The sequence below is a fragment of the Duganella lactea genome (assembly GCF_009857505.1).
Classification (GTDB): Bacteria; Pseudomonadota; Gammaproteobacteria; order Burkholderiales; family Burkholderiaceae_D; genus Rugamonas; species Rugamonas lactea.
This window is the reverse complement of the sequence record NZ_WWCP01000046.1, coordinates 22,006-34,395: the sequence shown is the minus strand read 5'-3', so window position 1 is coordinate 34,395 and position 12,390 is coordinate 22,006. Positions and strand designations below refer to the sequence as shown.

Genomic DNA, 12,390 nt, shown 5'->3' with positions numbered 1-12,390 from the left:
CTTCGTCATGGTGGAGTTTCCTCTGTTGGTTGGTTTTGATCTCGACAATCAAATTTTCCAACAAAATCTCCACCGCCTCATCCCCGCCTGCAGATTTCAGCCCGTACACCAGATTCGACTATAGCTCATGCAACGGTGTTCCACCCTGAACATGCCAACTAGCCCAAGTATGACGCAGGTCATGCCAGCGAAAATCCGTGATACCGCAACGTTTAAGGGCCTTGTACCCGACACGCTTACCAACGCGCCAGAAATAAGTGTCCGCAAAGCCAAGTACAAAGCAATGAAAAGCGCAGTAGCAATACCGATCAGGACAACAGCTATCGCTACTTTTTGCGTCAAGAATTTTGCCAGCCATTGAACAGCGCCACCGAACACCGTCCACAAAAATTGAGCAAGTAAGGGCACAATGAATCCTTAAGTTATGCAACAGGCTTGTTAGTAGCGCGTGCGACCAAAGCCATGACAGCGAACACAAACAACGCAGACCAGAAAGCCTCAAACATCGCACCCAACAGCGTGACGTATTGGCAGATGTCCACTTCCCACGACCCGGCAAAGCCGGGAACTTTCACAGTAGGGTTCGTACACGCCACGTTAGGTAACGCCGTCCCATTGCTTGACGTCAGCGACCTCCGACACGATGCGGCTGTTCTGGCCTACAGCGGCTTCAAACTCAACCATATAGACCCCTTTCGGCACGTCTTTAAAACGGGCAGGAAGCGACAGCACGCCGATTTTCGGCTTGACCTCGCCCGACTGAGGATCAGCATCGCGGACGACGCACTGTGCATTGCGGATGATCCTCGCGGACCTTGAACTCCAACGTCGCAATTTCGACCATGAGCGCGGCCTTGACCACACGCACAGCCGGACGATCCAGCAACAGCTTTACGACAGGCTCACCACCATCGACGGGGACGGCGCGATAGACAAACTCGACGCCGGAATTCATGAAGCCAATCACGCGATCAACCTCGGTTCGCGACAGCGGCGTGATGGTGGTGACGAACCAATCCCCATCAGCGACGGCATCAGCACGGCGGCATTCAAGATGGAAGAGAGCTGACATGTTCGTTTTCCTCAAGTTAGCGTTACAAGTCACGAGAATCGCGTATACCCAACCAACAGCATGTGGTATGTTTACGACTCCAAACAGAGGCACTTCGGGTAAAAAATTTTGCCTACGTTTGGAGGCGTTGAATAGATTATTGCCTACGTTTGGAGGCATTGCAATAAGGAAATAACTATGGAATACGAAGAATTGATAGCCAAGGCCCTAAAAGGGCGCTCTGTGCGCAGGGCGGCAGAAATGTGGGATATTCCTCAAGCCACAATGAGCAAGTATGCGAGAGGTGAACGTGTGCCGGACTTCCATACCACCGGCAAGATCATTGAAGATTCCGGCGTATCTGCTACGGAAGCTATAAAAATAATAGCTGCCCTAGAGCAGCTATTAAAAATTGGTAGGCCCTCGCGGAGTCGAACCGCGCACCAAAGGATTATGAGTCCTCTGCTCTAACCAAGCATGAGCTAAGGGCCCTGAGGGGTGTTACAACGCTGGAGCCTGCCTAGCCTCTCTGACGCGCGTCCATTAAGAAAACGAACACGCGAGCATAAAGGCTAGCCCTACCCCAGTCAAGTCTTAGTTACCTTCCAGGAAGCTCTTCAGCTTGTCCGAACGGCTCGGGTGACGCAGCTTGCGCAAGGCCTTGGCTTCGATCTGGCGGATGCGCTCGCGCGTCACGTCAAACTGCTTGCCCACTTCTTCCAGCGTGTGGTCGGTCGACATTTCGATGCCGAAGCGCATCCGCAGCACCTTGGCTTCGCGCGGCGTCAACGAATCTAGCACGTCTTTGACGACGCCGCGCATCGAGGCGTGCAGCGCGGCATCCGACGGCGCCAGCGTGTTGTTGTCCTCGATGAAGTCACCCAGATGCGAGTCGTCGTCGTCGCCGATCGGCGTTTCCATCGAGATCGGTTCCTTGGCGATCTTCATGATCTTGCGGATCTTGTCCTCGGGCATCTCCATCTTGATGGCCAGCGTCGCCGGGTCCGGCTCGGCGCCGGTCTCTTGCAGAATCTGGCGCGAGATGCGGTTCATCTTGTTGATGGTCTCGATCATGTGCACCGGAATCCGTATGGTGCGCGCCTGGTCGGCGATCGAGCGGGTGATGGCCTGACGAATCCACCACGTCGCGTAGGTCGAGAACTTGTAGCCGCGACGGTATTCGAACTTGTCCACCGCCTTCATCAGGCCGATGTTGCCTTCCTGGATCAGGTCGAGGAACTGCAGGCCGCGGTTGGTGTATTTCTTGGCGATCGAGATCACCAGGCGCAGGTTGGCCTCGGTCATTTCGCGCTTGGCCTTGCGTGCCTTCATTTCACCAGCCGCCATCTGGCGGTTGATGTTGCGCAGGTCCGGCAGCGGCAACACCACGCGCGCCTGCAGGTCGATCAGGCGCTGTTGCAGCTCCTTGATGGTCGGGATGTTGCGGCCCAGGATGGCGCTGTAGGCGTGGCCGGCGGCCACTTCGCCGTCTACCCAGTCCAGATTGGTTTCATTGCCGGGGAACACTTTGATGAAGTGGGCGCGCGGCATACCGCACCGGTTGACCGCCACGTCGAGGATCTGCTTTTCGATATGGCGCACTTCGTCCACCTGGCCGCGCAACGTGTCGCACAGTTTCTCGACCACTTTGGCGGTGAAGCGGATGCCCAGCAGCTCTTGCGAAATCGCTTCCTGCGCCTTGACGTAGGCTTTCGAGTTGTAGCCTTCTTTCTCGAAGGCGCGGCGCATCTTGTCGAATTGCAGCGAGATGGTGTCGAATTTCGCCAGCGCGGCCGCTTTCAGGGCCTCCAGCTGTTCGGCCGAGTAGCCGGCCGCCGCGCCCGATGGGCTAGCCTCTTCTTCTTCCGCCTCTTCCTCTTCTTGCTCCTCCTCGTCCTCGTCCTCCTCGTCGGACGCGGCGGCGGCCGGCGCCGGGGCGGCCTGCTCATCGCTTTCGTCGACCAAACCATCGACAATTTCGTCGATCTTGATCTCATCGGCGCGGATACGGTCGGAGGCGGCGATGATTTCGGCGATTGTCACCGGGCAGGCGGAGATCGCCTGGATCATGTCTTTCAGGCCGTCCTCGATGCGCTTGGCGATTTCGATCTCGCCTTCGCGCGTCAGCAGCTCGACCGAGCCCATTTCGCGCATGTACATGCGCACCGGGTCGGTGGTGCGGCCGAAGTCGGAGTCGACGGTGGACAGCGCCGCCTCGGCGGCGGCCTCGGCTTCGTCGTCGCTGGTGACGGTGGCGACATTGTCCGACAGCAGCAGCGTCTCGGCGTCCGGCGCGTGCTCGTAGACGGCGATGCCCATGTCGTTGAAGGTGCCGATAATGCCTTCGATCGCTTCCGGATCGACGATGTTGTCGGGCAGATGGTCGTTGATCTCGGCATACGTGAGGAAGCCGCGTTCCTTGCCGAACTTGATCAGGGTCTTGAGCTTTTGCCGGCGCCGTTCGAGTTCTTCCTCGGTAGCCTCGGTGTCCGACGAGAACGCGTCTTTGAGCAGCGCCTTTTCCTTGGCCTTGCGGTCCTTGGCCTTGGCCTTGTCGACCGCCTTCAGCTCGGCGCGCTCGACCGCGTTGAGCGCGGCGACTTCGTCGTTCTCGGGTTGGAATTCTTTCGGTTTGCGCCCGCGCCGGCCCGGCACTTTGACCGAAGGCAGCACGTAACCGGACGTATCGATCGCCGCCAATGCCGCCGCGTCCGTGGTCTGGCTGACCGCGGGCGGGTTGCTGGCGACGCGAGCCTCCGGCTTGTCCGCCGTTTTAGCGGATTTTGCGCTCACTTTAGTCGGCTTTGCAGCCGCTTTGGATTCAGGTTTCTTGATTGGCACAGGCGCTTTCGATTACGGATAAAGTTTCGATCCTGCTGGGATCACTACGTCTTCGAACTTGCCGACGACACAAGTCCGACAATACTACGACTTACTTACACCTGGGTCAGGCCGACCGAGTCGCTACAGAATTCCGGAGAATTCTACTGCATCGGACACGTGCGTGGGGGCAAGAAACCGCGACTCGGTGAGGCAAGCAACAGACTCGCTGCGCCACCGTGGCTGGCCCTGGCCGCCGACACCCGTCCTTCCGCGTCGATCAAGAGCCTAACTCACTGAAAACAAACACACTCTGAACAGAAAAACGATGCCAAAACATACAACACTTAGCGTTTTATTATAGCACGTCACTTTTCAATTTCCAGAGGGAAGACCCATGCCTCCCCCACTAGTTCGCGCCCGGGCGCGGCGCCAATTCCGCCTGCGCCTCGCGCAACAGCTGATCTTGCTGCGCGGTCAGTTCCCGGTAGCGCACGCCGATCTCGTCGGACGACAGGCCGGCCGCGAACAACTGGCTCAGCTCGTGCTTCAGGGCGTCGTGCTTGACCTGGCGGATCGCCGCCCGCAGCACCACCCGCTCGGTGTCGCGCTCGGACTCCGGCTCCTTGACGATTTCGGCGATGATGCCGTCGTACTCGTCGCTCAGCGACTTCAGATGCTGGGCGAAGGCGGCGAATGTCGCCCCCTCCCCCAGGCTCTGCGCCGTCGTCAGCAGCTGCCCCAGCCGTTCGGCCGGTTCCTGGCCGAAGAACTGGAACGCCGCCTGCGCCTGAGCGTCGATTTCGTGCGCCAGCGACGGATGCGCCACCAGCACACGCATGATCTGCAACTCCAGCCCTTTCGGCTGCGGCCGCCCGCCGCGCGGCGGCGCGATGCGCGACAGCGCCACCGGCTTGGCCAGCTCGAACAGCACTTCGATCTCCGACGGCGAGGTCTGCGTCAGCTGTGCCAGGCCGCGCACGATCTGCAGCCGCAGCGCGGTCGGCGTCATCGCCTGCAGCATCGGCTTGGCGTCGAACTGGGCGCGCGCCCGGCCCTCCGGACTATTCAGGTCATGCTCGCCGCACGCTTCCTTGATCAGGAATTGCGACAGCGGCATCGCCTCGTGGATCTCCTGCTCAAACGCCTCCTTGCCGTAGGCGCGCACATAGCTGTCCGGGTCGTGCTCGGTCGGCAGGAACAGGAACTTGATGGTCTTGTTGTCCGTCACGTGCGGCAAACAGGCTTCCAGCGCGCGCCGCGCGGCGCGGCGGCCGGCCTTGTCACCGTCAAAACTGAAGATCACCGTGTCGGTCTGACGCAACAGCTTCTGCACATGGTGGGTGGTGCACGCGGTCCCCAGTGTCGCCACCGCTTGCGGGAAGCCCATCTGCGCCAGCGCCACCACGTCCATATAGCCTTCCGTCACCAGCACATAGCCGGCGTCGCGGATCGCCTGGCGCGCCTCGAACAAGCCATACAGCTCGAAACCCTTGGAAAATAACGGCGTTTCCGGGGAATTCAAGTACTTCGGCTCCCCCTGGTCCAGCACGCGGCCGCCGAAGGCGATCACCTGCCCCTTGGTATTGCGGATCGGGAACATCACACGCTCGCGGAAGCGGTCATAGCGCTTGCGGTTGCCACCGTCCTCGTCCACCTTGTCGATGACCAGGCCGGACTCGGCCAGCGCGACCGCCTCGTAATCCGGAAACACCGGGCGCAGGTTGTCCCAGCCGGGCGGTGCGTAGCCCAGGCCGAAACGGGCGGCGATTTCGCCGGTCAGGCCGCGATTCTTCAGGTAGGCGATGGCGTTCGGCGCGCTGCGCAGTTGCAGCTTGTAAAAGTCGCTGGCGCGCGTCATGGCCTCGGTCAGCGCCAGGCTTTGCGCCTGCATCTGCGCCCGCTGCGCCGGCGGAATCTTGTCGTCCTGCTCGGGCACCACCATACCGACGCTCTGCGCCAGATCCTTGACGGCATCGACAAAGCCCATGCCGGAATATTCGATCATGAAACCGATCGAGGTGCCATGCGCGCCGCAGCCGAAGCAGTGATAAAACTGCTTGGCCGGACTAACCGTGAAGCTGGGCGACTTTTCATTGTGAAACGGGCACAGCCCCATGTAGTTCGCGCCGCCTTTTTTCAGCTGCACGTAACGGCCGACCACGTCGACGATATCGACACGGTTGAGCAAATCGGCGATAAAAGTTTGTGGGATCACTGGGCTGAACGGTCTTGTTATTAATCAGACTATACCGCCTTCGCCGATCCGCTTTGACGCGGATCAAACCATGGCGGCGAGGCGACTTAAGCGGGGGTCAGCGCTTTTTTGACCAGCGCGGACACCACCGTCATGTCGGCGCGGCCGGCCAGTTTCGGCTTGACGATGCCCATGACCTTGCCCATGTCCTGCGGACCGGCGGCGCCCGAGGCGGCCACGGCGGCGGCCACTTCGGCGGCGATTTCCGCGTCCGACAGACCGGCCGGCATGTAGGTGCTCAGCACCGCCAGTTCGGCTTTTTCGATGTCGGCCAGGTCGGCGCGGCCACCGGCCTCGAACTGGGTGATCGAATCCTTGCGCTGCTTGATCATTTTTTCGATGATGGCGATGGTCTGCTCGTCGCTCACGGTGATCTGCTCGTCCACTTCCTTGCGCTTGATGTCGGCCAGGATCAGACGGATGGTCGCCAGGCGACCGGCTTCCTTGGCGCGCATGGCGGTTTTCATGTCTTCGGTGATTTGGTCTTTCAAGGCCATAGCGTTTCCTTCGGAGAATTGTGGAGTAAAAATGCGAAAACCCGCTGCGGACCAAGCCGGAGCGGGTATTCTCTTAGATGCCGCTAAACGCAACCGGCATATGCCAGGTTGGTCTGCGTAAGCAATCTTAGAAGAGTTTTTTCGGCAGCTGTTGGCTGCGGATGCGTTTGTAGTGACGCTTAACAGCAGCAGCCAGCTTGCGCTTGCGCTCAGCCGTTGGCTTTTCGTAGAACTCGCGTGCGCGCAGTTCGGTCAGCAGACCGGTTTTTTCGATGGTGCGTTTGAAGCGACGCATTGCGACTTCGAACGGCTCGTTTTCTTTAAGGCGAATAGTGGTCATGTAAAAATTCAAACCGTTGGAGGTTATAGGGAGACAGAGACTATAGCAGCTTTTTCCGCAAAATGGAAGCCCTGGGCCGTTGGGGAACAGCCAGCCATGCGGCTTTGATGGGAAAAACAACAACGTGCGGAGTGTCAGTATATCAGACCGCCAGCCCCGCCGCCACTCCGGACGCCCATGCCCACTGGAAGTTATAGCCACCCAGCCAGCCGGTCACGTCCACCGTTTCGCCGATGAAGTACAGGCCGGGCGCTTTGGTCGCCATCATGGTTTGCTGCGACAGTTCACGGGTGTCGATGCCGCCGCGCGTTACCTCGGCCTTTTTGTAGCCTTCGGAGCCGTTCGGCGTCAACGTCCACTGATTGATGGCGGCGCCCAGTTTGCGCAGCTGGGCGTCGGGCAGGTCGGCCAGGCGCGCGTCCAGCGCGAAGCCGTGAGCGTGCAGCAAGCCTTCGGCCAGCCGCGCTGGCAGCCATTGCGCCAGCACATTGCCCAGTTGCTTCTTGATGCTGCCCTTGCCTTCGATCAGCGTGGCGGCCAGGTCCAGCTCCGGCAGCAGGTTGATGACGATCGGCGTGCCCGGCTGCCAGTACGAGGAAATCTGCAGGATGGCCGGACCGGACAGGCCGCGATGGGTGAACAGCAGGTCTTCGCGGAAGCGCGCGCCGGTCGGGTTGCGGCCTTTCAGCGTGCCGGTTTCGACATCGACCTCCAGCGCGATGCCGGCCATTTCAACGAACGGCGCCCACTGCTGGGCGTCGAAGGTCAGCGGCACCAGCGCCGGGCGCGGCTCGACCAGGCGCAGGCCGAACTGCTGGGCGACGCGGTAGCCGAAGTCGGTGGCGCCGATTTTCGGGATCGACAGGCCGCCGGTGGCGATCACCACGCTCGGGGCTTCGATCGTGCCGCTATCGGTGTGCAACACGAAGCCTTCGGCGCTGTGTTCCAGGCTGTCGACCTTGCACGGCATGCGCCAGTGGACGTCGCCGGCGGCGCACTCGTCCTTGAGCATGTCGATGATTTGTTCGGCGGAGTCGTCGCAGAACAGCTGGCCTTTGTGCTTCTCGTGGTGGCCGATGCGGTGTTTTTTGACCAGCGCGACAAAGTCCTGCGGCGTGTAGCGCGACAGCGCGCTCTTGCAGAAATGCGGATTCTCCGACAGGAAGTTGGCCGGGCCGGCGTTGATGTTGGTGAAGTTGCAGCGACCACCGCCGGAGATGCGGATTTTTTCGGCCAGCTTGGCGGCGTGGTCGATCAGCACCACGCGCAGGCCGCGCTGGGCGGCGGTGGCCGCGCACATCATTCCGGCCGCGCCGGCGCCGATTACCGCTACATCAAACTTTGCCATGTTATTCCCGTCAGATTCAAATCATCACCGCCCGCGCCGTCATTCCGGCGCAGGCCGGAATGACGGGGACGGTAAAGGAGCGAGATTTTACTCGATCGGCTCGCTCACATGCTGGCGCGAGGCCACGGTGCGCGCCACCAGCAGGCATTGCGCCACCTGTTCGGCGATCGGCGGCGGCACCGCCACCTCGCCGTCCAGCACCGACTGGATCCACGCCGCCGTGGTGGCCGCGTCCTTGTTTTCCGGCAGCAGTGGCAACTCCCCGACCAGCGTCTGCTTCGGCACCAGCGTCGTGCGCAGGCCGCCGTGGAACCAGTCGATCTGCTGCGCCTTGTTGGCGTTGGCGACCGTCTCGCCCTCGGTGCCGCGCATCAGGAAGGCGTCGCCGCGCTCGTGCAGCGCGCTGGTGGTGAAGTACGCGCCCAGCATCTCCAGATACTCCGGGTGCGTGTACGACACCAGCCGCAGCGCCGGCCCGGCGAACGGCTGCATGATCTTGACCAGCGTGTGGGTCGAGTTGCGCACGCCCAGAATGCGCCGCAGCGACAGCAGATGCGCCAGCTTCGGCGCCATCGTCTCGATGGTGATGAAGGCCGGCCGGCCCTGCGACATGGCCTCCTCCGCCTCCGAGCGGTGGCGCGCCGCCGTCACGCCCAGCGCGGCGAACACCTCGGCCGTGGTCACCCGGCCCGGATCGTCGGGCACGCCGTGCACCAGCACCGGCACGCCCTCGCGCGCCAGCAGCAGCGCCAGCAGCGGCGTCAGGTTGGCCATCTTGCGCGCGCCGTTGTACGACGGGATCGCCACCGGCGCCCACTGGCCGGGCGGCGCGTTGAACGGCACGAAGCTGGCCTCGGCCGCGTCGAGAAAGCCGCCGATCTCCTCGACCGACTCGCCCTTGATGCGCATGGCCAGCAAAATGCCGCCCAGCTCCAGGTCGGAGACACGGCCGTCCAGCATGGCTTGATACAAATCGTGGGCGTCGTCGCGGTGCATGCTGCGGGCGCCGTCCTTGCCGCGTCCTATTTCTTTGATGAAACGCGCGGCCGGAAAGGGGTCAAATGTTGTAGTCATGCACGCAGCTTAAACCAGTCCGGCGCATTTCGGCTACACTAACCACCTCCTGAAATGAACACGACTGTAATCATGATTTCCCCAGACATTGAAAACATCAACGTCACCTCGTTCGCGCCGATGCCGTCACCGGAAGCCTTGCACAGCAAGCTGCCGCTGACCGACCTGGCCTCCGGGACGGTGATGAAGGGCCGCGAGGCCCTGCGCAACATCATCGACCGGCAGGACAAGCGCCTGTTCGTGGTGGTCGGCCCGTGCTCGATCCACGACCCGGCAGCCGGCCTCGACTATGCCCGCCGCCTCAAGGCGCTGCAGGCCGAGGTGGCCGACACCATGCTGCTGGTGATGCGCGTGTATTTCGAAAAGCCACGCACCACCACCGGCTGGAAGGGTTACATCAATGATCCGGACATGGACGATTCGTTCCGCGTCAACGTCGGCATGGAGAAGGCGCGCCAGTTCCTGCTCGACGTGTGCGAACTGGGTCTGCCGACCGCGACCGAGGCGCTGGACCCGATCTCGCCGCAGTACCTGGGCGACCTGATCGCCTGGACCGCCATCGGCGCCCGCACCACCGAATCGCAGACCCACCGCGAGATGTCGTCCGGCCTGTCGACCCCGGTCGGCTTCAAGAACGGCACCGACGGCGACATCAGCATCGCCATCAACGCCATCCTGTCGTCGGCGCACCCGCACGCCTTCCTCGGCATCAACGCCCAGGGCAATGTGGCGATCGTGCGCACCCGCGGCAACGCCTACGGCCACGTGGTGCTGCGCGGCGGCGATGGCCGGCCGAACTACGACTCGGTGTCGATCGCCATCGCCGAACAGGCGCTGACCAAGGCCAAGCTGCCGGCCAACCTGGTGGTCGACTGCTCGCACGCCAACAGCTACAAGAAGCCGGAACTGCAACCGCTGGTGATGGCCGACGTCATCCATCAGATCGTGCAGGGCAACAAGTCGCTGGTGGGCGTGATGATCGAATCGAACCTCGTCGGCGGCAACCAGAAGATCCCGGCGGACCTGAGCCAGCTGGTGTACGGCTGCTCGGTCACCGACGGCTGCATCGACTGGGACACCACCGAGAAGATGCTGCGCGAGGCGCACCAGCAGCTGCTCGGCCGTCCTTAATCGAGCTTAATAGCAGTAGGCCACCAGACTGGTGGCCACCCCGGAGCGCCCCGCCAACGCCGCCTCGGCCGTGCTGGCCGGGGCGCTCAGTTCATCCAGATCGAGCAACACCTTGCACCGCTCCACCTTGACCGAATAACGGCGCGCGTCGCTGCCACGCGGGTCAACGCCCCCGCAGTCGAGCACAGCATGCACGCAGTCGCCGCCGGTGCGGAACAAGGCCACGCCCGGCAGCTCCTGCCACACCAGCCCGCGCGGCACCAGCCGCGCGCCCTCCGCCAGCGGCACATCCTTCAGTTTGCACACCACCTTCCAGTTCGCCGACATCGTCCCCTCCCACGCGGTTGCCTGTTTAAGTAGCAGAAACTAGCAAAAGCGATGCCATGCGAAATCTGGCCATTTGGCAAAATTCGCACCCCGCCGGTGCGGGCCGGGACCAGGCCGGTGCATGCACGCACCCGGTTTACATTACAATGGCGGATTCCCCTTCTGAATTGTGCTGCTTTCCATGATCGTTCTTGGCGTTGAATCCTCCTGCGACGAAACCGGCCTGGCGTTGTACGACACGCAACACGGCCTGCTGTCCCATGCCCTGCACTCGCAGGTCGCCATGCATGAGGAATACGGCGGCGTCGTGCCGGAACTGGCGTCGCGCGACCACATCCGCCGCGCCATTCCGCTGCTGACGCAGACGCTGGAACAGGCCGGCAAGACGCCGGACGACATCGACGCCATCGCCTACACCCAGGGGCCGGGCCTGGCCGGCGCGCTGCTGGTCGGCGCGTCGGTGGCGTGCAGCCTCGGCCTGTCGCTGGACAAGCCGGTGCTGGGCGTGCACCACCTGGAGGGCCACCTGCTGTCGCCGCTGCTGGCGTCGCAGCCGCCGGCATTTCCGTTCATCGCCCTGCTGGTGTCGGGCGGGCATACGCAGCTGATGCGGGTGGACGGCGTCGGCCAGTACACGCTGCTGGGCGAAACGCTGGACGACGCCGCCGGCGAGGCGTTCGACAAGTCGGCCAAGCTGCTGGGGCTGGGTTATCCGGGCGGTCCGGCGATTTCGCGCCTGGCCGAATTCGGCGATCCGGCCGCCTACCAGTTGCCGCGGCCGATGAAGCACACCAAGGATTTCAATTTCAGCTTCTCCGGCCTGAAAACGGCGGTGCTGACGGTGGTGAAGAACCACGAGGAAAAAGTCATCGCCAACATTTGCGAGCAGGACAAAGCCAACATCGCGCGCGGCTTCGTCGATGCGATCGTCGACGTGCTGACCGCCAAGTGCGTGTCGGCCATCAAGCACACCGGCCTGAAGCGGCTGGTGATCGCCGGCGGCGTCGGCGCCAACCAGCAGCTGCGCGCGTCACTGAACGCGGCGGCGGCCACGAAGCGGTTCAAGGTCTACTACCCGGAACTGGAATTTTGCACCGATAACGGCGCGATGATCGCCTTCGCCGGGGCGATGCGGCTAATGATCAACCCGGACGCGGCGAAGAAGGATTACTCGTTCAACGTGCGGCCGCGCTGGCCGCTCGACGAGCTCAAAGTGATTTAATTCGACGCCAGCGCCATGCCGGCCAGCACGGCAAGGCCGACCAGCGGCACCCAGAATTTGGCCTTGCCCTGCCCCAGGCTGACGCCACGGGCGGCGATGCGCTCGCTGCGCGGGCGACGTTCATCGGCTGGCGACTCGTGGGCCAAGCGTGCTTTGTCTTTCTCAGTTATCGTATCCATAACGTCCTCCATGCAATTGATCATCGTCCTTTCTGGAGGGCAATGCAATTGCTGTGCCAACCAAATAGGCAGTAATTAGCCTATACCGCTTGATTCTAGGCGCTTTTGTGGTGAAGTCGCCACACGATACGACGTCAAACCCCG

General features: G+C 62.1%; 12 protein-coding genes, 1 tRNA gene and 2 pseudogenes. 2 read left to right on the top strand and 13 right to left on the bottom strand.

Features of this window, described 5'->3' with window-relative positions; genetic code table 11:
* Nucleotides 1–121 precede the first annotated feature (121 nt).
* From GTP44_RS27695 to ybiB, 11 genes and pseudogenes are all read right to left on the bottom strand, one after another.
* Nucleotides 122–223, bottom strand: a pseudogene (locus GTP44_RS27695) (site-specific integrase); the annotation flags it as partial.
* A gap of 53 nt (nucleotides 224–276) precedes the next feature.
* Nucleotides 277–378: pseudogene (locus GTP44_RS28300) on the bottom strand (hypothetical protein); the annotation flags it as partial.
* Nucleotides 379–597: 219 nt separating this feature from the next.
* Entirely contained in the window at nucleotides 598–732 is a 135-nt protein-coding gene (locus GTP44_RS27880) for a hypothetical protein (RefSeq protein ID WP_267875258.1), read from the bottom strand.
* A gap of 34 nt (nucleotides 733–766) precedes the next feature.
* Nucleotides 767–1,072: a hypothetical protein gene (locus GTP44_RS24165; protein ID WP_161021430.1), complete on the bottom strand. Its 306-nt coding sequence runs from the start codon at nucleotides 1,070–1,072 to the stop codon at nucleotides 767–769.
* A 392-nt stretch (nucleotides 1,073–1,464) separates the two neighbouring features.
* A tRNA-Ile gene (locus GTP44_RS24160) sits at nucleotides 1,465–1,543 on the bottom strand.
* A 102-nt stretch (nucleotides 1,544–1,645) separates the two neighbouring features.
* Nucleotides 1,646–3,892, bottom strand: a complete 2,247-nt coding sequence (gene rpoD, locus GTP44_RS24155) for an RNA polymerase sigma factor RpoD (RefSeq protein WP_161021429.1) — start codon at nucleotides 3,890–3,892, stop codon at nucleotides 1,646–1,648.
* 388 nt (nucleotides 3,893–4,280) lie between these two features.
* Nucleotides 4,281–6,089, bottom strand: a complete 1,809-nt coding sequence (dnaG, locus tag GTP44_RS24150) for a DNA primase (protein WP_161021428.1) — start codon at nucleotides 6,087–6,089, stop codon at nucleotides 4,281–4,283.
* 86 nt (nucleotides 6,090–6,175) lie between these two features.
* Nucleotides 6,176–6,625 (bottom strand): GatB/YqeY domain-containing protein, encoded by a 450-nt coding sequence (locus tag GTP44_RS24145; protein ID WP_160992541.1) that lies wholly within the window; start codon nucleotides 6,623–6,625, stop codon nucleotides 6,176–6,178.
* A 127-nt stretch (nucleotides 6,626–6,752) separates the two neighbouring features.
* On the bottom strand, nucleotides 6,753–6,965 hold the full coding sequence (rpsU, locus tag GTP44_RS24140; protein WP_008451879.1) for a 30S ribosomal protein S21: 213 nt from the start codon (nucleotides 6,963–6,965) through the stop codon (nucleotides 6,753–6,755).
* A gap of 142 nt (nucleotides 6,966–7,107) precedes the next feature.
* Nucleotides 7,108–8,313 carry a BaiN/RdsA family NAD(P)/FAD-dependent oxidoreductase gene (locus GTP44_RS24135; protein ID WP_161021427.1) on the bottom strand — a complete coding sequence of 402 codons (1,206 nt, stop codon included), beginning with the start codon at nucleotides 8,311–8,313 and terminating at the stop codon, nucleotides 7,108–7,110.
* Nucleotides 8,314–8,400: 87 nt separating this feature from the next.
* Nucleotides 8,401–9,387 carry a DNA-binding protein YbiB gene (gene ybiB / locus GTP44_RS24130; RefSeq protein ID WP_161021426.1) on the bottom strand — a complete coding sequence of 329 codons (987 nt, stop codon included), beginning with the start codon at nucleotides 9,385–9,387 and terminating at the stop codon, nucleotides 8,401–8,403.
* Nucleotides 9,388–9,459: 72 nt separating this feature from the next.
* On the opposite strand from ybiB, the gene GTP44_RS24125 reads away from it, so the two are divergent.
* Nucleotides 9,460–10,518, top strand: coding sequence for a 3-deoxy-7-phosphoheptulonate synthase (locus GTP44_RS24125; protein ID WP_161021425.1), 1,059 nt, complete (start codon nucleotides 9,460–9,462; stop codon nucleotides 10,516–10,518).
* 6 nt (nucleotides 10,519–10,524) lie between these two features.
* Here the strand turns inward: GTP44_RS24125 and GTP44_RS24120 are convergent, their stop codons facing one another.
* Complete coding sequence (locus GTP44_RS24120) at nucleotides 10,525–10,845, bottom strand: hypothetical protein (protein ID WP_160992537.1); 321 nt, start codon at nucleotides 10,843–10,845, stop codon at nucleotides 10,525–10,527.
* A gap of 181 nt (nucleotides 10,846–11,026) precedes the next feature.
* On the opposite strand from GTP44_RS24120, the gene tsaD reads away from it, so the two are divergent.
* Nucleotides 11,027–12,067: a tRNA (adenosine(37)-N6)-threonylcarbamoyltransferase complex transferase subunit TsaD gene (tsaD, locus tag GTP44_RS24115; RefSeq protein WP_161021424.1), complete on the top strand. Its 1,041-nt coding sequence runs from the start codon at nucleotides 11,027–11,029 to the stop codon at nucleotides 12,065–12,067.
* On the opposite strand, the gene GTP44_RS24110 is transcribed toward tsaD, so the two are convergent.
* Nucleotides 12,064–12,246, bottom strand: a complete 183-nt coding sequence (locus GTP44_RS24110; RefSeq protein ID WP_161021423.1) for a hypothetical protein — start codon at nucleotides 12,244–12,246, stop codon at nucleotides 12,064–12,066. The two genes, tsaD and GTP44_RS24110, sit on opposite strands and share 4 nt — an antisense overlap.
* Nucleotides 12,247–12,390 lie beyond the last annotated feature (144 nt).

What these genes read in the sequence shown, in the direction of transcription:
- GTP44_RS24165 (WP_161021430.1), bottom strand. Translation starts at nt 1,072, where the DNA reads ATGTCAGCTCTCTTCCATCTTGAATGCCGCCGTGCTGATGCCGTCGCT.
- GTP44_RS24145 (WP_160992541.1), bottom strand. Translation starts at nt 6,625, where the DNA reads ATGGCCTTGAAAGACCAAATCACCGAAGACATGAAAACCGCCATGCGC.
- rpsU (WP_008451879.1), bottom strand. Translation starts at nt 6,965, where the DNA reads ATGACCACTATTCGCCTTAAAGAAAACGAGCCGTTCGAAGTCGCAATG.
- GTP44_RS24135 (WP_161021427.1), bottom strand. Translation starts at nt 8,313, where the DNA reads ATGGCAAAGTTTGATGTAGCGGTAATCGGCGCCGGCGCGGCCGGAATG.
- ybiB (WP_161021426.1), bottom strand. Translation starts at nt 9,387, where the DNA reads ATGACTACAACATTTGACCCCTTTCCGGCCGCGCGTTTCATCAAAGAA.
- GTP44_RS24125 (WP_161021425.1), top strand. Translation starts at nt 9,460, where the DNA reads ATGATTTCCCCAGACATTGAAAACATCAACGTCACCTCGTTCGCGCCG.
- GTP44_RS24120 (WP_160992537.1), bottom strand. Translation starts at nt 10,845, where the DNA reads ATGTCGGCGAACTGGAAGGTGGTGTGCAAACTGAAGGATGTGCCGCTG.
- tsaD (WP_161021424.1), top strand. Translation starts at nt 11,027, where the DNA reads ATGATCGTTCTTGGCGTTGAATCCTCCTGCGACGAAACCGGCCTGGCG.
- GTP44_RS24110 (WP_161021423.1), bottom strand. Translation starts at nt 12,246, where the DNA reads ATGGATACGATAACTGAGAAAGACAAAGCACGCTTGGCCCACGAGTCG.